This window comes from Citrobacter sp. MNAZ 1397, assembly GCF_023613995.1.
Classification (GTDB): domain Bacteria; phylum Pseudomonadota; class Gammaproteobacteria; order Enterobacterales; family Enterobacteriaceae; genus Phytobacter; species Phytobacter ursingii.
This window is the reverse complement of record NZ_JAKIVH010000001.1, coordinates 1,660,830-1,681,266: the sequence shown is the minus strand read 5'-3', so window position 1 is coordinate 1,681,266 and position 20,437 is coordinate 1,660,830. Positions and strand designations below refer to the sequence as shown.

Genomic DNA, 20,437 nt, shown 5'->3' with positions numbered 1-20,437 from the left:
TAATTAGTACAAATGCATAACATGCCAGGATGTAGGGAAGATGACAGGATTTAGGGTGAGATATGCTACAAATAATCGTATATTTAGCAGGGTCTTATTGTTTACATACCTTCTTTCTTTTTGCCTTGCACTGCTGCGGAGCACTCTGTGACTCAAACATTGTTTGACTTTCCAACCTGGTTTAAGTTTTTCATCGGCCTGTTCGCGTTGGTAAACCCCATCGGTATCATCCCTGTCTTTATCAGTATGACCAGCTATCAAACTGCCGGGGCGCGGAATAAAACCAATCTGACTGCTAACCTTTCTGTTGCCATCATTCTCTGGACATCACTTTTTCTGGGTGATGCGATTCTTCAGTTGTTCGGTATTTCAATTGATTCATTTCGTATTGCCGGCGGGATTCTGGTGGTAACCATCGCGATGTCGATGATCAGCGGTAAGCTGGGGGAAGATAAACAGAATAAACAGGAGAAATCAGAAACTGCGATCAGAGAGAGTATTGGCGTTGTGCCTCTCGCCTTACCTTTAATGGCAGGGCCGGGTGCAATCAGTTCGACAATTGTCTGGGGAACGCGTTACCACAGCGTGGAATACCTCGCTGGGTTTTCAGTCGCAATAGCCCTTTTTGCTTTTTGTTCGTGGGGGGTGTTTCGCATCGCACCCTGGCTGGTGCGTCTTCTTGGCCAAACCGGGATTAACGTGATAACCCGTATCATGGGCTTATTGCTCATGGCGCTGGGTATTGAATTTATCGTTGCTGGCGTAAAAGGAATATTTCCGGGGTTACTGCACTAACTTGCCTGAGGCGAAAATAATGCTGCGCAGGGCGTTGGAAACGCAGCATTATCAGCAAATCATATAACTAAAGTCAGAAAAAACCATAAATATAATAAATCAACATGATTTAAATAAAACCTTAAATTTCAGTTAATTACATTTTGTTGCATTGCCGACTGGCGATAAATTCATCCATCAACACTGTTATTTCCCTCACACGATACTCTGGGGCTTGCTGTCAGATAATTGAAATGATATTAGTAATTTCTTCGCTCAGGCAGACAAATGTGCTAGATAATAATCGAATGTTGATTTTTTGTGCAAAAAATACGCAATCGTATTGCAAATGTAACAACGACGATGAATTACTATCTATCTGCCTGATTGAAAAGACTAATTTTTTCTTAGCGCATGACTGTAAGTTCTTGCAGTACTGATAGAAGCGCTAATAAAAGAGAATTAGTTAACAAATTTGCAAATTGTATTGGCGACGGAATGGGCCATTTGGTACTTTCCGGCCCTATATTTGCAATAAGAACACGCGCAGATGAGAATTATTTTCAAATAAAAATCTCGTCATGCAAAAGTAACATGCGTCTCGACAGGGGAGACGTAGATGAAATCGACGTAAGGGCGCCATCCGAGCGGCTTGTAAGAAATAAAGTCGGTGATAGCAAGCAGTAAACGATGCCTGACAGCAGCCAAAAGCTCCTGCGCTGTACAGGCCCCCCTCAGGGGACAAAACAGGCTGGCATTAATGTCAGTAATTATAATGAGTGGAGTATCAACACAATGTCCATCATCACAAAAAAAAGTCTCGTAGCGGCTGGAATTCTCACCGCGCTAATTGCAGGTAACGTAGCCATGGCGGCGGATGTTCCTGCTGGCGTTCAACTGGCAGAGAAACAAACGCTGGTTCGTAATAACGGCTCTGAAGTACAGTCGCTTGATCCGCATAAAATTGAAGGCGTGCCGGAATCGAACGTAAGCCGCGATTTGTTTGAAGGTCTGTTAGTATCAGACGTTGAAGGCCATCCGAGCGCGGGTGTTGCTGAAAAGTGGGAAAACAAAGACTTTAAAGTCTGGACTTTCCATCTCCGTAAAGATGCGAAATGGTCCGATGGTTCGCCGGTTACGGCACACGACTTTGTCTATAGCTGGCAGCGTCTGGCAGACCCAAAAACTGCATCCCCATACGCCAGCTACCTGCAATATGGTCACATTGCGAATATCGATGACATCATCGCCGGTAAAAAACCAACCTCAGACCTGGGCGTAAAAGCGATTGATGACAATACTTTTGAAGTGACGTTGAGCGAACCGGTTCCTTACTTCTACAAATTGTTGGTACATCCTTCCGTCTCCCCGGTACCGAAAGCCGTTGTCGAGAAATTCGGTGACAAATGGACCCAGCCCGCGAACATCGTTACTAACGGCGCGTACAAACTGAAAGATTGGGTGGTCAACGAACGTATCGTGCTTGAGCGTAATACCAATTACTGGGATAACGCGAAAACGGTGATTAATCAGGTTACTTACCTGCCTATTTCCTCAGAAGTGACTGACGTTAACCGCTATCGCAGCGGTGAAATCGACATGACCTATAACAACATGCCGATTGAACTGTTCCAGAAACTGAAACAAGAAATTCCAAAAGAAGTCCACGTTGACCCCTATCTGTGTACTTATTACTACGAAATCAACAACCAGAAAGCGCCGTTCACTGACGTTCGCGTTCGTACCGCGCTGAAACTGGCTCTTGATCGTGACATTATTGTCAACAAAGTGAAAAACCAGGGTGACTTGCCGGCATACAGTTACACTCCGCCATACACTGACGGTGCAAAACTGGTTGAGCCGGAATGGTTTAAGTGGTCACAAGACAAACGTAACGCAGAAGCGAAAAAACTGCTGGCAGAAGCAGGTTACACTGCTGACAAGCCGCTGACATTCAACCTGCTGTACAACACGTCTGACCTGCACAAAAAACTGGCTATCGCCGTTGCTTCTATCTGGAAGAAAAACCTCGGTGTGGACGTCAAGCTGGAGAACCAGGAATGGAAAACCTTCCTTGACAGCCGTCATCAGGGCACCTTTGACGTGGCGCGTGCAGGCTGGTGTGCGGACTATAACGAACCGACATCCTTCCTGAATACCATGCTGTCTGACAGCTCTAACAACACCGCGCACTATAAGAGCCCGGCCTTTGATAAGCTGATTGCCGACACGCTGCAAGTTACCGACGAAGCGCAACGCACCGAGCTCTATACCAAGGCTGAACAGCAACTTGATAAAGACTCTGCGATCGTCCCGGTGTATTACTACGTGAACGCCCGTCTGGTGAAACCGTGGGTGGGTGGTTATACCGGTAAAGACCCGATGGATAATATCTACGTTAAAAACTTGTATATTATCAAGCATTAATGGCAATGAGTGGGGCAGGGTCATCCTGCCCCACAGTGTCTTATTTCATCGCACTACAAAGGCACAGGCCAGAAGGTACGGGCAATGTTGAAATTTATCCTACGTCGCTGTCTGGAAGCGATTCCGACGCTATTTATTCTTATCACGATCTCATTCTTTATGATGCGCCTTGCGCCGGGTAGTCCTTTTACCGGTGAGCGTACGCTGCCGCCAGAAGTCATGGCGAACATCGAAGCGAAATATCATCTGAACGATCCGATTCTGACCCAATACGCCAGCTATCTGAAACAGCTTGCGCACGGTGATTTTGGGCCGTCATTTAAATATAAAGATTACACGGTGAATGATCTGGTCGCTGCCAGCTTCCCCGTTTCCGCGAAGTTAGGCGCTGCGGCATTTTTGTTGGCGGTGATTTTTGGCGTGAGCGCAGGTGTCATCGCCGCGCTGAAACAAAATACCAAATGGGACTATTCCGTGATGGGGCTGGCGATGACCGGGGTTGTAATACCGAGCTTCGTGGTTGCGCCGCTGCTGGTGATGATATTCGCCATTACGCTTAAATGGTTACCTGCCGGGGGATGGAATGGCGGCGCGCCAAAATTCATGATCCTGCCGATGGTCGCATTGTCTCTGGCCTATATCGCCAGCATTGCGCGTATAACACGTGGCTCAATGATAGAGGTGCTGCATTCGAACTTTATTCGTACCGCACGTGCGAAAGGCTTACCGATGCGGCGCATTATTTTCCGCCATGCGCTTAAACCCGCGTTATTACCTGTGCTCTCCTATATGGGGCCTGCCTTTGTCGGGATTATCACCGGCTCGATGGTTATCGAAACGATTTATGGTTTGCCGGGTATCGGTCAGCTGTTTGTGAATGGCGCATTAAACCGTGATTACTCGCTGGTATTAAGTTTGACCATACTGGTAGGGACGTTGACTATTTTATTTAACGCGATCGTTGATGTGCTGTATGCCGTTATCGATCCGAAAATTCGTTATTAACACTGGAGTACGCCATGATGTTAAGTAAAAAAAACAGCGAGGCGCTGGAAAACTTCAGTGAAAAACTGGAAGTAGAAGGTCGCAGTCTCTGGCAGGATGCTCGCCGTCGCTTTATGCACAACCGCGCGGCGGTCGCCAGTCTGGTGGTGTTGTTATTTATCGCGCTCTTCGTGGCCCTTGCGCCGATGCTGTCGCAGTTTAGTTACTTCGATACGGACTGGGGCATGATGTCCAGTGCCCCTGATACAACCTCCGGCCACTATTTTGGTACGGATTCATCCGGCCGTGATCTGCTGGTGCGCGTTGCCATTGGTGGACGTATTTCGCTGATGGTCGGCATTGCAGCCGCGCTGGTTGCGGTTATCCTGGGGACGCTTTACGGCTCCCTGTCCGGCTACCTCGGCGGTAAAGTGGACTCCGTGATGATGCGTCTGCTTGAGATCCTCAACTCTTTCCCGTTTATGTTCTTCGTCATCCTGCTGGTGACATTTTTCGGGCAAAACATCCTGCTTATTTTTGTGGCGATCGGTATGGTTTCCTGGCTGGATATGGCGCGTATCGTTCGTGGTCAAACGCTCAGCCTCAAACGCAAAGAGTTTATCGAGGCTGCTCAGGTCGGCGGTGTATCGACTGGCAATATCGTGATTCGCCATATCGTTCCGAACGTGCTGGGCGTGGTGGTGGTGTATGCCTCGCTGTTAGTACCGAGCATGATTCTGTTTGAATCTTTCCTCAGTTTCCTTGGCCTGGGGACGCAAGAACCGTTAAGCAGTTGGGGCGCTTTGCTCAGCGATGGCGCGAACTCAATGGAAGTTTCCCCGTGGCTGTTGTTGTTTCCGGCAGGCTTCCTGGTGGTGACGCTGTTCTGTTTCAACTTTATCGGCGATGGGTTACGTGATGCCCTCGACCCGAAAGATCGTTAAGGAGTGCTGTTGTGAGCAAGCATGAAACCTCATTGGCGCCACAGGCGCAGCAGCATTCGGACATTCTTCTGGATGTTAACGATCTGCGAGTAACTTTTAAAACGCCGGATGGTGACGTTACGGCGGTAAACGACCTGAATTTCAGCCTCCGCGCCGGTGAGACGCTGGGTATCGTGGGTGAATCTGGTTCGGGCAAATCTCAGACCGCATTTGCACTGATGGGGCTGTTGGCATCGAATGGGCGTATTGGTGGTTCGGCGAAATTCAATGGCAAAGAGATCCTGAATTTGCCGGAACATGCGCTGAATAAGCTGCGTGCTGAACAGATCTCCATGATTTTCCAGGATCCGATGACCTCGCTAAATCCCTATATGCGGGTCGGCGAGCAGTTAATGGAAGTGCTGATGTTGCATAAAGGCATGAGTAAGGCCGAAGCGTTTGAAGAGTCAGTCAAAATGCTCGACGCGGTGAAAATGCCGGAAGCGCGTAAGCGTATGAAGATGTATCCGCATGAGTTCTCCGGCGGGATGCGCCAGCGCGTGATGATTGCCATGGCGTTAATGTGTCGACCGAAGCTGCTGATTGCAGACGAACCGACCACCGCCCTGGATGTGACCGTGCAGGCGCAGATCATGACGTTGCTCAACGAACTTAAGCGCGAATTCAACACCGCCATTATCATGATTACCCACGATCTCGGCGTTGTTGCGGGCATCTGTGACAAAGTGCTGGTCATGTACGCCGGGCGTACCATGGAATACGGGGTGGCGCGCGATGTGTTCTACCATCCGGCACATCCCTATTCTATCGGTCTGCTCAATGCTGTACCGCGCCTTGACGCCGAAGGCGAAGAGTTGCTGACCATCCCCGGTAATCCGCCGAACCTGTTGCGGTTGCCAAAAGGGTGTCCGTTCCAGCCGCGTTGCCCGCATGCGATGGAAATCTGTAACAGTACTCCGCCGCTGGAGGAGTTTGCCCCGGGACGTTTGCGCGCCTGCTTTAAGCCGGTGGAGGAACTGGTATGAATGCCGTTACTGAAGAAAGAAAAGTACTCCTTGAAATTGCTGACCTGAAAGTCCATTTCGACATTAAAGACGGTAAGCAATGGTTCTGGCAACCATCCAAAACACTGAAAGCGGTAGACGGCGTCACGCTTCGTTTGTATGAAGGGGAAACCCTGGGGGTCGTGGGCGAGTCCGGTTGCGGAAAATCGACTTTTGCCCGTGCGATTATTGGTCTGGTCAAAGCCACCGACGGTAAAGTGGCCTGGCTGGGCAAAGATTTGCTCGGTATGAAGCCTGATGAGTGGCGCGATGTGCGCAGTGACATTCAGATGATTTTCCAGGACCCGCTGGCGTCCCTGAACCCGCGTATGACGATTGGTGAAATCATTGCAGAACCGCTGCGTACGTATCATCCGAAAATGCCGCGTCAGGAAGTGCGTGACCGCGTCAAAACCATGATGATGAAAGTGGGCCTGCTGCCCAACCTGATTAACCGCTACCCGCACGAGTTCTCCGGCGGCCAGTGTCAGCGTATCGGTATTGCGCGTGCGCTGATCCTCGAACCGAAGTTGATTATCTGTGACGAACCGGTTTCCGCCCTGGATGTGTCTATCCAGGCGCAGGTAGTCAACTTGCTGCAAAAACTGCAGCGGGAAATGGGGTTGTCGCTGATATTTATCGCCCACGACCTGGCGGTGGTGAAGCACATCTCTGATCGTGTTCTGGTAATGTATCTTGGCCATGCTGTAGAGCTGGGAACCTATGACGAGGTGTACCACAATCCACAGCATCCTTATACCAAAGCATTGATGTCTGCCGTACCGATTCCGGACCCGGATCTGGAAAAGAATAAGCAGATTCAGTTGCTGGAAGGGGATTTGCCTTCGCCAATCAATCCGCCATCAGGCTGCGTGTTCCGCACGCGTTGCCCGATTGCTGGCCCCGAGTGCGCACAAACGCGCCCGGTTCTGGAAGGAAGTTTCCGTCACGCGGTCTCCTGTCTTAAGGTCGACCCGCTCTAAATGAAAAAGGCTGACGAAAGTCAGCCTTTTCTTTTTACCATCACTCGCGCCAGAGAATATGGCACAACTTATGGTCTTTCTCTCGACAGAGCAGTACGCGGGCAAATACATCATTGATTTCGCCGCCGTCACTATCCGCCAGGCCAATGACCACTTCTGCGAAAAAGTCCGGATTTAGATCGTAATCAACGTGCTCTTGCCAGTCTTCGCCTGGATCAAACAATTCCGCACCGCCACGCTCTTCAAACTGAAGATTGAACAGAATGATGTCTGCCGGATCGAGATTATCCGCCGCAAGTTCGAGAAAAATATCGTAAGCCTGCTCCAGCGTTTCGTCTTCGCTCAGGCGGTTGTTCAGATCCATTTCCATAATGACTACCTGTTTAATATCATTTGGGCACGTTTTACAGCAATGGGCTAAAGAAGTAAAACAGTCGTTCTGCAATCCGGTGCCAGAACGGACGCTTAACCCACAGACGCGCGTCCAGTAAGCGAGAACGCGAGATATAATCATCCTGAACGGCGGCCAGATCGCTGCCAAACCCGGTATCGTCAATAACCAGCGTAATCTCGAAATTAAGCCACAGACTACGCATATCAAGGTTCACTGTTCCCACCAGGCTTAACTCGCCATCGACCAGCACGCTTTTAGTATGCAGAAGCCCACCTTCAAACTGATAGACTTTTACCCCCGCAGCCAGCAGCTCGGTGAAAAAGGCCCGACTGGCCCAGCCAACAAGCACCGAGTCATTCTTACGCGGCAGGATAATGCTGACGTCCACGCCTCGCTGCGCGGCGGTACAAATGGCATGCAGAAGATCATCGCTGGGGACGAAGTAGGGGGTCGTCATAATCAGGTATTCGCGCGAGGCATAAACCGCGGTCAACAACGCCTGGTGAATAAGATCTTCCGGGAACCCCGGGCCGGAGGCGATGGTGTGGATGGTATGTCCGCTGGCCTGCTCGAACGGCATGATATTGGCATCGGGCGGCGGTGGGAGGATGCGTTTACCGGTCTCTATTTCCCAGTCGCAGGAGTAGACGATTCCCATCGCGGTAGAAACCGGGCCTTCCATGCGAGCCATCAAATCGACCCATTGACCGACGCCAGCATCCTGTTTGAAGAAACGAGGATCCACCATATTCATACTGCCGGTATAAGCGATGTAATTATCGATGAGGATCATCTTACGGTGCTGGCGCAGGTCCATCCGACGCAAAAAGACACGCATCAGATTAACTTTTAGCGACTCAACCACTTCAATCCCGGAGTTGCGCAGCATATCGGCCCACGGACTGCGAAAAAAGGCTACGCTGCCCGCTGAATCAAGCATTAAGCGGCAATGTACGCCGCGCCGGGCGGCAGCCATCAAGGATTCAGCGACCTGATCGGCCATTCCCCCCGGCTGCCAGATATAAAACACCATCTCGATGTTATGGCGGGCAAGCTGAATGTCGCGGATTAATGCCTGCATAACGTCGTCTGAGGAGGTCAGAAGCTGGAGTTGATTCCCTTTCACGCCCGCAATGCCCTGACGCCGTTCGCAGAGTTTGAACAGTGAAGTGGCAACGCTGCTGTTTTCAGTAGCGAAAATATGATGATAGGTCTTAAGGTCTTTTAACCACTTGGCGGTGGATGGCCACATCGCACGAGCGCGTTCTGCCCGGCGTTTGCCAAGATGTAGTTCCCCAACGGAAAGATAAGCAATAATTCCCACCAGAGGGAGAATATAAATAATCAGTAGCCACGCCATGGCAGAGGGGACCGCCCGGCGCTTCATCAGGATGCGAAGCGTCACACCTGCGATGAGCAGCCAGTAGCCCAAAATGATCAGCCAACTCACAACCGTGTAGAAGGTTGTCATAACAAAAAATCCTTTTGAAAATCTGATATAAGGAGTTTACGCATAAGGACTCATCTGGCAAATAAAAACGGCGCTGAAAAGGGGTGGTCTGGTGGCGACCAGGGTTTATAATGGGGCTTCTGTTTCAGGAAAGAGTCGTAAAAATGAAGCGTAGTAGAACGGAAGTGGGGCGCTGGCGCATGTCACGACAGACCAGTCGTCGCAAAGCGCGCTGGCTGGAAGGGCAGTCCCGTCGCAATATGCGTATCCACTCGATTAGAAAGTGTATCCTAAATCGGCATCGCAATGCGTTAGTTTTTGATTTTTACGGGTTCTGATGATCATGGGCACCTTCATGGTGCCCACAGTTTTTTATAGGGTTCTTAAAAAGGTGAATGCGCAATGTCTGTTATCGATAGTTTGATTGCTTTTACCTTTGCGGCGACACTGCTTACGCTCACACCGGGTCTCGATACCGCGCTAATTTTACGTACTGCCGCAGTGGAGGGACGTAGTCAGGCATTTAAAGCCGCCTTCGGCATTAACACCGGTTGTCTTATTTGGGGAGCCGCCGTTGCTTTTGGCCTTGGGGCATTAGTTGCGGTATCGGAGCTCGCGTACGCCATTCTTAAATATTGTGGTGCTGCCTATTTATGCTGGCTGGGACTGAATATGCTCTTTCGCCCGCGTACCGCTGTTTTTTCTGTTGCCGATGAAGATAAAAAGCAGAACTGGTTCATTCGTGGCATGTTAGGCAATGTGCTGAACCCGAAAATGGGTATTTTCTATGTCTCTTTTTTGCCACAGTTTATTCCGCATGGACAGCCTCTCATTATTTGGACATTTGGCCTGGTAATGATCCACGTGGTGCTGGGAACCGTATGGTCGACAACATTAATTGCGGCGACGCGCCCGTTGTCATCATTTTTACGTAAAGAAGCCGTTATACGTTGGATGGATCGCACAACCGGTGTTGTGTTTTTGCTCTTCGCAACGCGTCTTGCGCTAAGTAAACGTTAATTTGTCAGTGGATAACCATGAATAAAGAAGCCATTATTTTTCTCGCCCTTGCGATTATCTCCGAAGTCATCGCGACCACTGCGCTTAAATCGTCTGACAGTTTTACCCGTCTGGTACCCAGCATTATCAGTATTGTCGGCTATTGTATTGCCTTCTGGTGCCTGACCATTCCTATGCGCACCATACCTACCGGAATAATTTACGCGATCTGGTCCGGGGCAGGCATCGTATTAATTGGTACCGTCGGCTGGATTATGCATGGGCAGAAACTGGATTTTCCGGCGATGCTGGGGATGGGATTAATTATTGCAGGCGTGGTAATCATTAATGTGTTCTCGAAAACCATCGCCCATTAAAGGCCGGTAAAATAAGGGGTAATGTGTATTCTTACCCCTTTATTGTTTCTGGCAAATCAGAATACTTTTTTAAACGGTTTCACGGTGACCTGCTGGTAAACCCCTGCCGCAACATACGGGTCAGCATCGGCCCAGGCCTGTGCCGCTTCCAGAGATTCAAATTCTGCGATAACGGTAGAGCCGGTAAAACCCGCAGCACCCGGGTCGTTACTGTCAACGGCTGGCATGGGGCCTGCCGTTAATAAGCGACCTTCATCATGCAACATTTGCAGGCGCGCCAGGTGAGCAGGGCGCACGGAAAGGCGTTTTTCGAGAGAATCAGCGACGTCCTGCGAGAAAATAACGTAAAGCACGGGTAGGGCTCCTTCACCATGAGAAAACCATTACGTTATGTGAATCCATAAATACCTGCAACGCAAAGATGAAGGCAGAAAGGTATCCCTTTTCATTGTGTGCTTTTTTTAACCGAAAACGCGCAAAAAAACGGTCAGATGCGTTGGCTGGTTGAATATGATTGCTATTTGCATTTAGAATCTAGCTTTGCTTTTTCAACTGAAACGATTATGACTTCAATGGCCCTTGATTTACCCCGTCGCTTTCCCTGGCCGACACTGTTGTCCGTCGGTATGCATGGCGCTATTGTGGCGGCCATCTTGTATGCCTCGGTACATCAGGTTATTGAATTACCGGCACCCGCTTCGCCGATTACGGTGACTATGGTGACACCGGCCGAGCTGGAACCGCCGCAGGCGGTGCAGCCGCCACCAGAACCCGTCGTGGAACCCGAACCCGAGCCCGAGCCCGTTTCGGAGCCACCCAAAGAGGCGCCGGTGGTCATCCACAAACCTGAACCAAAGCCAAAACCCAAACCGAAGCCGAAACCGGAGAAAAAGGTTGAGCAGCCTAAACGGGAGGCAAAACCAGCCGAACCCCGCCCGGCGACATCGGTCGAAAGTAATACTCCGCCGCGTCCGGTGATGAATAGCGCTCCAGCCAGCACCAGCAAACCGGCGCCGTCGGTCCCGGCAGCTCCGCGGGCATTAAGCCGTACTCAGCCTCAATATCCGCCACGTGCAGAAACGCTGCGTATTGAGGGACATGTTCGTGTGAAATTTGACGTATTAGCGGACGGGCGTATCGACAACGTGGAAATTCTTTCAGCGCAACCAGCGAATATGTTTGAACGTGATGTGAAAACGGCCATGCGTAAATGGCGTTATGAACCAGGTAGACCGGGCACCGGTATCACGGTCAATATCATCTTCCGCATGGATGGTGGCGCGACAATGGATTAAGCAATAAAGCCTCCGTTGGAGGCTTTTTTTATGCCTGCGCCGGGAGTGGGCGCGGTTTACCGTCGTTATCTACGGCGACATAAATAAACAGTGCCTCCGTGGCCTTATAACGTTGACCGATAGGCTCTGAGGCGACCTTTTTAATCCAGACTTCGACGTTGATGGTGATCGACGTATTTCCGCGCTTCACGCAACGCGCATAACAGCACACCACATCGCCCACAGCGACTGGACGCAGGAAACTCATGCCGTCCACACGGACCGTGACGACACGTCCATGAGCTATCTCTTTAGCAAGGATCGCACCGCCCATATCCATTTGTGACATCAGCCAGCCGCCAAAAATATCACCGTTTGCGTTGGTATCCGCCGGCATCGCCAGTGTGCGCAGGACAAGTTCGCCCTGCGGTGCATCCTGAGTGTTAGACATGATCATCTCATTAATAAAAAAGGGGGAATTCTGGCAGGATGCTACTATGGATTTATAGCTGAAAACAATTAGATAAGCTGATATATGGGAAAAAAGCCGGGTTGCTGGGTTACGCACAGGCACGCTGTTTGCCCTGGCAGTTGAAATTCAGCCTCGGCAGGCAGACGCATCACGAACGGTATTCGCGGCAATCGTAAACCGTTCTGCTCAGATTCAGGCTCCGGAAGGCCTGACGAATACTGATTTCGAATGTCGTTATCAGATGAGCCAGTCGCTCACGCTGAAGGCTTGTTTTAAAGTTTTTCCGATAACATCTTTCAGCGCCCGGCTCTCAAGACCGAGATCGGTAAACATCTGTTTGAGACGGCGGTTCTCATCTTCAAGCGCCTTTCTCTTTTTAATATCAGAAGATTCTATGCCGCTGTACCTGGATTTCCAGTTGTCATAGCGATCTCCTTCGATGGTTCAAATAAAGATCATGAATACGGTTTAATCTTGTTATTTTTAATATATCGCTTGATTTTTAAATTACGGTGGGTATAGATTATTAACATCAAATATTTCAAATGTTTAACGACTGCTTCTTAGAGAATTCACTCTGGCTTAATTATCAATGCATGGACTTAATGGATTATTTGATTAGCAGGCACATGATTTACACATTGAAATATTAAGCACATATTATCTCAGGTACGGGGGAGCTTATGTTACCTTGCGAACTATTTATTAAACTAAAGCAGCATATGAATACGGAATATCGGAGTGCAGGTGTCTATATAGCAACAAGCTCCTGGTTTTTTGACCATGATTTTATAGAGCTTGCTCAAGTCTCCAGAGCGTTAGCTCAATATTCAGTCACGAGGGTTATGCGGTTTTATGATTTCTTGAATCATTGTCAACAAAATCCATTTATTTATCAGAGTGTGTTATCTCCTCACTTATCGGCACTTTCGTTAGAATGCATAATCCATGATATATTATTGGATTATCGCACAAGAAATAACGGTATTTCGGAAATAGAAAAGGCATCCATAATCACAAATAACATTAAAACTAAATTATTTATTGAAAAAATAAAACCTTTTTATCTCGAAGAAGCTGATCTTTTAATGTCTTTTTTTAAGAGTGATACTCTTTTGAATAAACTTAAACCTGAGGATTATAGATTATCTGAAATGTCACGGTCTTCAGAAGCCTTACATTGCATTTGATACGGTGCGCCCAATGCGAAACCATGATAATTAATTGATATTAAAATATTATTTTCATTGTTTTGCATGTGGCTTGAATAATTTTAAGCATCTTGCTTTATACACTGACAGTGTAGTATCGGTTATAATTAGCTAAATCCACGACTGAACGGAGGTTGCTTGATTAGAGGACGGCATAAGAATGGTATCTGCTTTGAGTCATTTTTCTTGCAATGGCAGTGGAATGCAACCTTAATCATCATCACCTTCGGAAAAATGCAGTCAGAAAGCTTGAATTATTTCGTACGTGATCGCAGTCGAAGGTTGCCTTATTGCCAGGAGAATTATCACCTGAGTATCCGTGAAACCACTCATTGTTTGCCAGTCTACTATTAAAGGTAAAAATTACTTCATTCCATTAAACAACTATTGTTGATGTGTGATATGACATTCGCTCTGTCAACTGAAACTTTGAAGGTCCTGGAGACGCCATAGTCATATGGCAGAGGTAAAATAATGATACAACTCAAATATTTTATTTTTACGCCTCAATAATGGTTAGTGAAAATGAAAATTGTATGATCTACTTAACACAATTAGAGGTAGTTAAAAAAAGCTAACGATACAGCGCATATTGCCGATAATCCTTCTAAAGCTACTGCCCATGCAGTTAAACTAAAGCCGGTGGTTCATATATGAACTGGAAAGCATTCACCAATCATAAAAGGAATACTGAGCAATCCCGTAACCTTGTTAAAAAAACTTTTACCGTCATTATTCCCCTCCTGACAGTCATTTTTCTGACTGCCCTCGTGTCGTTGCTGTCATTAACGCATGATATGAACACCGCCCGTGACAGACATGACAGGCAAATACTGAAAAAAGCGCTGCTCTATCGGCAGGAAAGTATTCGTTCGCAAGTTGAAAACTATTCTGACTGGGGAGAGGCCTATGAGCATCTGCATAAAGAGCTGGATACAGGATGGGCCTGGGGCAGCCAGAATCTGGGAGAGTCATTTTTTAAGGTATTAGGCTATGAAGGTGTTTTTATTCTCTCCCATGAGGGAATGACGCGCTATAGCGTTGTTGATGGTCAGTGTGATACTGAGCCGCTTGATGACTGGACAGGGACAAAGATAACAGCAAACCTGCAAAGAGACGTGGATGCGAATCATGGCGCCGCAGTATCTCACTTGATCCTGTCTAAGCAGGGTATTTCGATTGTTGCAGGGGCCGCGATCAGAATTGGAGGTGATAACAACGTCATTGCAGTACCAGGAAAGCCCTCGCTGATGGTTTTCGTTTATCGCCTTACTCCGGCTAAACTGGTCTCATTAGGCGCCGAATACGGCATCCGTAACGTTCGTTTAACCGGGGCAGGTGATCCAGATGACGATATGTCGATTACCCTGTCGGATGTAAATGGCGACAATGCTGTTCTGACATGGGATAGCCAGAATCCGGGACGTGCGCTGATTCTTTTCCAATTGCCGCTCTTTATCGTACTGATAATATTAACATTTTTCCTTATCGTCATGATGATGCGAAATCTGCTACTGAAAGCGAAGATAATTGATGAAAATGTTTTCCTTCTTGATAAAACCCATTTGGCATTAGCAGAAAGCGAAAAACGATTCCGTGATGTCATGGAAATCACTACCGACTGGTTATGGGAAGCCGATGCCCACCTTAAAATTACCTGGTTGTCAGAACGGTTTTCCGTTATCACAGGTCTTCATTCGCAAGACTGGATGGGAAGAAATCTAACGGGTCTGTTTCCGGATGAAGGAGAGGAACTCCTTGACTGGAGGAAACGGCAGCCATCAGGAGCATCTCTCAAACTTACCAACCGCAGGTATCTCTCTTCACGTTCCGGAACGTATTATTGCAACCTTGTCGCTAAATACATTTTATTCCCTGATGGCACTCCTGGGTTTCGGGGGGCTGTAACTGATGTTACGGCAGAGGTGGAAGCGTTACGCCGTGTTCAGTACCTGTCTTATCATGACGAACTGACAGGGTTGCCAAACCGCAGCCATATGAAAGACTTCCTTACGGGGCAATTACTGGCTAATGCTGGTAAAGACCACCCGGTAGCCCTGATTAGCCTTGATCTCGATAAGTTTAAACAAGTGAATGACACTTTTGGACATGCGACAGGCGATGCATTACTGGCGGAAGTTTCTGCTCGTCTGAAAAAATGTATACAAAACGGTGATCTCGCATCAAGGCAGGGAGGGGACGAATTTATTGTTCTGCTTGATAATATCGGGGGAACACATGCAGTTGATGTCATTTGCAGGAAGATCATCGATGAAATAAGCATGCCTTATAAGATTCACGGAAATGAAATATCAATAGGCGTGAGCCTCGGTGTCGCACTTTCTCCCTTACAGGGGAATAATCCCAGCGATTTATTACGTTTTGCTGACCTCGCGCTATATCATGCTAAAAATTCTGGCAGAAGCACCTGGGTTTATTATCGCAGTGATATGTCAGAACAACTCTCTCAGCGTCTAAGCATGGAGGCGGAGCTCAGAGCGGCCATTTTTGATGGTCAATTATTTCTGTGCTATCAGCCCCGTTTTAATGTAAAAGACAATAAAATCGATGCGGTTGAAGCTCTCGTTCGCTGGCTTCATCCGCTGAGAGGAATACTCACACCAGACCACTTTATACCTCTGGCGGAGGAATCAGGTCTCATCATAAATCTTAGCGACTGGGTACTCAATAAGGCATGCGAGGAGGTAATGCAATATTCCGAAACTATTTCTGTTTCTGTAAACATTTCTGCCATCGAGTTTCAGTCAAGTAATTTCGCTGATAGAGTTAAGAGTATCCTGGAAAAAACATGTTTTCCGGCTGAAAGATTAGAAATTGAAGTGACGGAAAGTGTAGTTTTAATGGACCCAGATCGAACCTTTACTGCAATGAAATCTCTCAGAGAGCTCGGCGTACGCTTTCTTATTGATGATTTTGGCACCGGCTATGCATCCATTAGCTATCTGCATAATTTTAAATTTGACGGAATTAAGCTGGATAAGAGTTTTACAACAGCAATGGGAAAAGATTCCGATAGTAAAAAGATCGTTGAAAGTATAATTGATCTCGGTAAGGCTTATTGCCTCGAAGTAACAGCGGAAGGCGTGGAAAATGCGGAGCAGCTTGCTTTTCTTAAAGCGCATCATTGCGATGTAGTGCAAGGTTATTTTATTGGAAAGCCAGTTAAAATATCAGAATTAAAAGTGGAGTTTCAATAAAGAAATGAAGGTGAAGACATGGATTTGAAATTAAATATTATCACTCGTAATATGATGCGTCGTTGTGCAAAGCGATTATAAGGATAGCAAGGGAAAAGATTTTTATAAATGAAAAATATTATTCAAGCAGGTTTTCTGTTTTATTAAATTCATTGTTTTCCTGACATGTAATGAATATAATTGGAGACGCCAGTACTAAACAATGCTCCATTTTTTCTATACTGCCTATGCACACATGCATGCAAATAGTGCGTACAGCGCGATATTGAATGAATATGTTCGCTGTACGCGAATCCATGAAGCAGCGATACACTAACAGCCGCTATTTATGTGTTACGGACGATTTCGCTATAATTAACCTTGTTGCTCTGCATAACAAAATCCCACACAGTACCTGCTGGATCATTTTCACTTTCCGCCATGCCGTAAGAATAACACATACTGTATGGTTTTTTATTTTTATGGTTATATTTATCGACTTCGTTCTGTATATGAAGAAGTAGCGTATCAGCGCTAAAAATGTCAGTTTTTGTTAAGAGCGCATAAAACACGCCATTTCCGACGTGAGCTAAAATACAATGCTCTCCCGCAATTTGTTCAAGAATTGTTGAGAATTTTTGTATCAGGTTTTCACCTTCTGCGTTACCCAGAAGTTCATTTATAGCCATAAAGTTAAGTAAATGAAATGTGATCATCGCGAAAGGGAGGTTTTTTTGAGACAAAGTAAGTATCTGCTCTTCTCCTCTTTTCAAAAATCCTCGTTTATTGAGCAAACCTGTCACTTCATCAGTCATCATAAAACTTATCTGCTCAAACTCGTCTTCCACAATTGAAGCCAGGTCAAGTAATGTATTAACCTCGTCTGATGAAAAAAAACGTGGAGAAGTATCAACGACACAGATTATACCCGCTATCATGCCATCAGGTAATCTCACGGGACACCCGGCATAAAATCTTACCCTGGGCTGATTCTTCACATACGGATTATTACAAAATCTTGTATCTTTTAAAGTGTCACGGATAACGAAGACACCCTCCTCAAGTATTGCGTGAGCGCAAAAGGAGACCGTCCTGGGAGTTTCTTCAACATCTGTTCCAACGGCAGAAAGTAGCCACTGTTTGTCTTTATCCAGAAGGCTTATAACAGCGATAGGGACATCGAATGTCTGTTTGGCTAATCGTGTAAGTCTGTCAAACCGGGCAAGACCATTTTTACCAATTAAGTCAATTAAATAAAGTGATTGCAGTCTTTGCTTTTCATTTTTTGGTATTCCTGGCGTTTTCATAGTATATCCTTAACTATTTCCGCTGTGGCGTGTTAAAAATACAATATAAAGATGGGGCAATCTGTACTCAGTTTAGTCGATAAATACGATAAAAAATGAAAATTAACATACAAATTTTATTATTTCCGAACTGATTTCTTTTTAGCAGAAGTGAACGCCGCCGTGATAGTCTGGAATATATACTCAACTCGACAGCAGTGAGTCGATGAATGTGACAGAAACTTTTACACGATGTGCAATCTGACATAATCGCGAAAAACGCCGTTCACCACGCAAAAGAACATTTGTGCAAGGCGCGACCTCGTATCGGCCAACGGGTTCTGTTCTGGATCGCCTGTAATGACGCGATCAGCGTCATTGGTGAGATAAGCAAGGTACTCTTCACACGTTGGGCATGGGCGAATTGTCCACACGAGCTTCTCCGAGTGGCCAGATTTAAATTATACGAAATGGGTGAATGTCGAAAAGGTTAAAGCAGGAACCGGGGGGGATTTTCGTTTGAGCGTGGCTTGCTTTGTTAACCGTACAGATGAAGACGACAGCCAGGTGATGTGATGAGTCAATGTCATCAAAAAATAAGCACGCTTCGTTTAATGTGTATACGATAGCGTGCTTATTGAACGTTTTATGCACCAATAAAATCAACAAGCAGTTGAAAATATTGATATTTAGTCTTCACTATGATTTATCGTCCTGCGGCATATGGCGATAAATATAGACGCCGCTTAAAACGGTAAAGATGAGCGTCAGTGCGGTTAAACCAAACACTTTGAAATTCACCCAGATATTCTGCGGTAGCCAGAAGGCGATATAGATATTCGCCAGACCACAGAGGATGAAAAACAGCGCCCAGGCGAGGTTCAGTCGTTCCCAAACCACTGGCGGCAGCGTGAGCTCTTTACCCAGCATGCGCTGGATAAGCGGTTTTTTCATGACCCACTGGCTAAACAGCAGCGCACCAGCAAACAGCGCGTAGATGACCGTGACTTTCCATTTAATAAATTCATCATTATGGAAGAATAGCGTCAGCCCACCGAACACGGCCACCAGGATAAACGTAATCAAGGCCATCTTTTCGACTTTGCGGTAACGCACCCAGCTATAAATCAGGACAACAGCCGTAGCGATGATCAGGGCTGTCGTCGCTGCATAAATGTCATACAGCTTGTAAAACGCGAAAAACACTACCAGTGGGAGAAAATCAAGAAACTGCTTCATTCTACGGTTCCGTTAAATTGCCTGCATGCAGGCGAAAAATCACTGACGTATCAGCATATACAGGCGAAACAGATAAATGAGCAACGCTACAGATATCATGTTGCTTACCGTGTTGGCGACCACCGCACCGATTTCAGGCGTGAGAAACGCTAAATTGTGCGCAAACATCATCAGGGCAATTTTCGCTATCAACCAACCGATCACCGCAGGCGCGACCAGACGCATGTTGTCCCAACCCAGGCGCATACTGCTGCGCATCGACGTAAACACCCCCGCTCTATCCTGGACGATCATCACTGGCGCGAATGCCAGAAGAATAGCCAGTATGACGCCGGGTACGAAGATGAACATCATGCCAAGTTGAACCAAAAAGGTTGTCAGTATGAACAGGATAAACAGCGCGGGCAAAACTGGCGCACTGGCTCCGATTGCACGAAGCGCGCTAACACGTTGCCCTGCCGAGATCATCCGAATCATCATCAATACGCTGCCCGCCAGAATGGCATTTCCGATCAAACCGGAGAACGTGGCAGCCGCTGATAAGTGCAATAATACCTGCTGCTGTTCTGGCGTCATGTTACGCACCAGGTCGAACAACCCGGTGCTTTCCGTCAGATAATTGCCTTCACCCAGGATCGAAAGCTGGGCTTCGCTGGGCGAAAAGACGCGCCCTAACAGCACTGTAATAAATGCACATAGAAGTGCAATCAGCAAAATGGTAACAAACTGATTACGAAAAAAATTCCCCGTGTCACGGTAAACGGATTCCGCCGTGATAGACATGCACTCTCCTTGAGTTCTGCAATGTTAAATTCATCACAATTGTACCCTGAAAGCGTCATCGGTGGCAGCCTCCGTAGATGTATGGAAAAGCATATCTTTGTAAAGCGGCGGTAATCCGTAATACGCACGGGCGCGATCGCAGGCCTCATTTGCCTCGTTATTCTCGCCCGACATCATAAATTCACGGCATGGAGACGGACGTTGCTCATAAATGCGGCAACGCGCTGATTCACCCGGCACGCCTTCCAGCGCGACACAATGGCTTTGCTTCTGATTGGTTCCGCACATACAGCGTAAAAATGGCGTGACAGGCTCGGTTAGGTGAGCCGGGACTGTGCCGCCAGCATCATCCGCCTCGGCCCAGTAGAAAGAGACACGAAAATAAGCACAACAGGCTCCGCACGACATGCACGGGTTGAGATCACTCATGGCACACCTGCAATCACTACGCATCAATTCAAATTATGAGTTGATAAAAGTAGACCCACGGGCACGTGTCCGCAAGAGGGAGCGATGACGATATTTTTGGCAAGTTTAAACGGAAAAATTGATGTGAATACAAAAGCTAAGTGTTGCGAATGACAGTCAAAATTAATTCAG

20 protein-coding genes and 1 pseudogene are annotated in these 20,437 nt (G+C 47.3%); 12 read left to right on the top strand and 9 right to left on the bottom strand.

Features of this window, described 5'->3' with window-relative positions:
* The first annotated feature begins 147 nt into the window (after positions 1-147).
* The 6 genes from L2097_RS07755 to oppF all read left to right on the top strand — a co-directional run bounded on the left by L2097_RS07755 (position 148) and on the right by oppF (position 7,155).
* The gene (locus tag L2097_RS07755; protein WP_047370519.1) at positions 148-795 is read left to right on the top strand and encodes a YchE family NAAT transporter; all 648 of its coding nucleotides are present in this window, start codon (positions 148-150) and stop codon (positions 793-795) included.
* 774 nt (positions 796-1,569) lie between these two features.
* Entirely contained in the window at positions 1,570-3,201 is a 1,632-nt protein-coding gene (gene oppA, locus L2097_RS07750; protein ID WP_047370518.1) for an oligopeptide ABC transporter substrate-binding protein OppA, read from the top strand.
* Between the two features lie 84 nt (positions 3,202-3,285).
* Positions 3,286-4,206 carry an oligopeptide ABC transporter permease OppB gene (gene oppB / locus L2097_RS07745; RefSeq protein WP_047370517.1) on the top strand — a complete coding sequence of 307 codons (921 nt, stop codon included), beginning with the start codon at positions 3,286-3,288 and terminating at the stop codon, positions 4,204-4,206.
* A 14-nt stretch (positions 4,207-4,220) separates the two neighbouring features.
* Complete coding sequence (gene oppC / locus L2097_RS07740; RefSeq protein WP_047370516.1) at positions 4,221-5,129, top strand: oligopeptide ABC transporter permease OppC; 909 nt, start codon at positions 4,221-4,223, stop codon at positions 5,127-5,129.
* 11 nt (positions 5,130-5,140) lie between these two features.
* Complete coding sequence (locus L2097_RS07735) at positions 5,141-6,154, top strand: ABC transporter ATP-binding protein (protein ID WP_250352533.1); 1,014 nt, start codon at positions 5,141-5,143, stop codon at positions 6,152-6,154.
* Complete coding sequence (oppF, locus tag L2097_RS07730; protein ID WP_047370514.1) at positions 6,151-7,155, top strand: murein tripeptide/oligopeptide ABC transporter ATP-binding protein OppF; 1,005 nt, start codon at positions 6,151-6,153, stop codon at positions 7,153-7,155. The genes L2097_RS07735 and oppF overlap by 4 nt, the downstream gene beginning before the upstream one ends.
* A 40-nt stretch (positions 7,156-7,195) precedes the next feature.
* Here the strand turns inward: oppF and L2097_RS07725 are convergent, their stop codons facing one another.
* On the bottom strand, positions 7,196-7,525 hold the full coding sequence (locus tag L2097_RS07725; RefSeq protein WP_047370513.1) for an HI1450 family dsDNA-mimic protein: 330 nt from the start codon (positions 7,523-7,525) through the stop codon (positions 7,196-7,198).
* 34 nt (positions 7,526-7,559) lie between these two features.
* Positions 7,560-9,020 carry a cardiolipin synthase gene (cls, locus tag L2097_RS07720; RefSeq protein WP_047370512.1) on the bottom strand — a complete coding sequence of 487 codons (1,461 nt, stop codon included), beginning with the start codon at positions 9,018-9,020 and terminating at the stop codon, positions 7,560-7,562.
* Between the two features lie 143 nt (positions 9,021-9,163).
* On the opposite strand from cls, the gene L2097_RS07715 reads away from it, so the two are divergent.
* From L2097_RS07715 to L2097_RS07705, 3 genes are all read left to right on the top strand, one after another.
* Positions 9,164-9,337: a YciY family protein gene (locus L2097_RS07715; RefSeq protein ID WP_139153702.1), complete on the top strand. Its 174-nt coding sequence runs from the start codon at positions 9,164-9,166 to the stop codon at positions 9,335-9,337.
* 64 nt (positions 9,338-9,401) lie between these two features.
* Positions 9,402-10,019 (top strand): LysE family translocator, encoded by a 618-nt coding sequence (locus tag L2097_RS07710; RefSeq protein ID WP_047370511.1) that lies wholly within the window; start codon positions 9,402-9,404, stop codon positions 10,017-10,019.
* Positions 10,020-10,036: 17 nt separating this feature from the next.
* Entirely contained in the window at positions 10,037-10,375 is a 339-nt protein-coding gene (locus L2097_RS07705; RefSeq protein ID WP_047370510.1) for an SMR family transporter, read from the top strand.
* A 56-nt stretch (positions 10,376-10,431) separates the two neighbouring features.
* On the opposite strand, the gene L2097_RS07700 is transcribed toward L2097_RS07705, so the two are convergent.
* Positions 10,432-10,728 carry a YciI family protein gene (locus tag L2097_RS07700; RefSeq protein ID WP_085007829.1) on the bottom strand — a complete coding sequence of 99 codons (297 nt, stop codon included), beginning with the start codon at positions 10,726-10,728 and terminating at the stop codon, positions 10,432-10,434.
* 219 nt (positions 10,729-10,947) lie between these two features.
* On the opposite strand from L2097_RS07700, the gene tonB reads away from it, so the two are divergent.
* Positions 10,948-11,670 (top strand): TonB system transport protein TonB, encoded by a 723-nt coding sequence (gene tonB, locus L2097_RS07695; protein WP_250353142.1) that lies wholly within the window; start codon positions 10,948-10,950, stop codon positions 11,668-11,670.
* A 28-nt stretch (positions 11,671-11,698) separates the two neighbouring features.
* Here tonB and yciA read toward each other — a convergent pair whose 3' ends face one another.
* Together yciA and L2097_RS07685 are read right to left on the bottom strand one after the other, a co-directional pair.
* Positions 11,699-12,100: an acyl-CoA thioester hydrolase YciA gene (gene yciA / locus L2097_RS07690; RefSeq protein ID WP_047370508.1), complete on the bottom strand. Its 402-nt coding sequence runs from the start codon at positions 12,098-12,100 to the stop codon at positions 11,699-11,701.
* Positions 12,101-12,284: 184 nt separating this feature from the next.
* Positions 12,285-12,547 (bottom strand): annotated as a pseudogene (locus L2097_RS07685) (transposase); the annotation flags it as partial.
* Between the two features lie 257 nt (positions 12,548-12,804).
* Between L2097_RS07685 and L2097_RS07680 the strand changes: the two are divergent.
* Together L2097_RS07680 and L2097_RS07675 are read left to right on the top strand one after the other, a co-directional pair.
* On the top strand, positions 12,805-13,311 hold the full coding sequence (locus tag L2097_RS07680; protein WP_250352532.1) for a ferritin family protein: 507 nt from the start codon (positions 12,805-12,807) through the stop codon (positions 13,309-13,311).
* A 674-nt stretch (positions 13,312-13,985) separates the two neighbouring features.
* Positions 13,986-16,550, top strand: a complete 2,565-nt coding sequence (locus L2097_RS07675) for a bifunctional diguanylate cyclase/phosphodiesterase (protein WP_250352531.1) — start codon at positions 13,986-13,988, stop codon at positions 16,548-16,550.
* Positions 16,551-16,876: 326 nt separating this feature from the next.
* Here the strand turns inward: L2097_RS07675 and L2097_RS07670 are convergent, their stop codons facing one another.
* The 4 genes from L2097_RS07670 to L2097_RS07655 form a co-directional block, all read right to left on the bottom strand.
* Complete coding sequence (locus L2097_RS07670; RefSeq protein WP_250352530.1) at positions 16,877-17,836, bottom strand: diguanylate cyclase domain-containing protein; 960 nt, start codon at positions 17,834-17,836, stop codon at positions 16,877-16,879.
* 678 nt (positions 17,837-18,514) lie between these two features.
* Positions 18,515-19,054: a septation protein A gene (locus L2097_RS07665; RefSeq protein WP_250352529.1), complete on the bottom strand. Its 540-nt coding sequence runs from the start codon at positions 19,052-19,054 to the stop codon at positions 18,515-18,517.
* Positions 19,055-19,093: 39 nt separating this feature from the next.
* Positions 19,094-19,837, bottom strand: a complete 744-nt coding sequence (locus L2097_RS07660) for a YciC family protein (RefSeq protein ID WP_142518691.1) — start codon at positions 19,835-19,837, stop codon at positions 19,094-19,096.
* Positions 19,838-19,870: 33 nt separating this feature from the next.
* A complete protein-coding gene (locus L2097_RS07655; RefSeq protein ID WP_047370505.1) occupies positions 19,871-20,266 on the bottom strand; it encodes a YkgJ family cysteine cluster protein in 396 nt (131 codons plus the stop codon).
* Positions 20,267-20,437: the final 171 nt, after the last annotated feature.

Bases quoted from the DNA above. Each gene is read 5' to 3' on its own strand.
- L2097_RS07705 (WP_047370510.1), top strand. From the start codon at position 10,037: ATGAATAAAGAAGCCATTATTTTTCTCGCCCTTGCGATTATCTCCGAA.
- L2097_RS07725 (WP_047370513.1), bottom strand. From the start codon at position 7,525: ATGGAAATGGATCTGAACAACCGCCTGAGCGAAGACGAAACGCTGGAG.
- L2097_RS07655 (WP_047370505.1), bottom strand. From the start codon at position 20,266: ATGAGTGATCTCAACCCGTGCATGTCGTGCGGAGCCTGTTGTGCTTAT.
- L2097_RS07660 (WP_142518691.1), bottom strand. From the start codon at position 19,837: ATGTCTATCACGGCGGAATCCGTTTACCGTGACACGGGGAATTTTTTT.
- L2097_RS07715 (WP_139153702.1), top strand. From the start codon at position 9,164: ATGAAGCGTAGTAGAACGGAAGTGGGGCGCTGGCGCATGTCACGACAG.
- L2097_RS07710 (WP_047370511.1), top strand. From the start codon at position 9,402: ATGTCTGTTATCGATAGTTTGATTGCTTTTACCTTTGCGGCGACACTG.
- L2097_RS07665 (WP_250352529.1), bottom strand. From the start codon at position 19,054: ATGAAGCAGTTTCTTGATTTTCTCCCACTGGTAGTGTTTTTCGCGTTT.
- oppB (WP_047370517.1), top strand. From the start codon at position 3,286: ATGTTGAAATTTATCCTACGTCGCTGTCTGGAAGCGATTCCGACGCTA.
- L2097_RS07670 (WP_250352530.1), bottom strand. From the start codon at position 17,836: ATGAAAACGCCAGGAATACCAAAAAATGAAAAGCAAAGACTGCAATCA.
- L2097_RS07680 (WP_250352532.1), top strand. From the start codon at position 12,805: ATGTTACCTTGCGAACTATTTATTAAACTAAAGCAGCATATGAATACG.
- cls (WP_047370512.1), bottom strand. From the start codon at position 9,020: ATGACAACCTTCTACACGGTTGTGAGTTGGCTGATCATTTTGGGCTAC.
- oppA (WP_047370518.1), top strand. From the start codon at position 1,570: ATGTCCATCATCACAAAAAAAAGTCTCGTAGCGGCTGGAATTCTCACC.
- L2097_RS07675 (WP_250352531.1), top strand. From the start codon at position 13,986: ATGAACTGGAAAGCATTCACCAATCATAAAAGGAATACTGAGCAATCC.
- oppC (WP_047370516.1), top strand. From the start codon at position 4,221: ATGATGTTAAGTAAAAAAAACAGCGAGGCGCTGGAAAACTTCAGTGAA.
- oppF (WP_047370514.1), top strand. From the start codon at position 6,151: ATGAATGCCGTTACTGAAGAAAGAAAAGTACTCCTTGAAATTGCTGAC.
- tonB (WP_250353142.1), top strand. From the start codon at position 10,948: ATGGCCCTTGATTTACCCCGTCGCTTTCCCTGGCCGACACTGTTGTCC.
- yciA (WP_047370508.1), bottom strand. From the start codon at position 12,100: ATGTCTAACACTCAGGATGCACCGCAGGGCGAACTTGTCCTGCGCACA.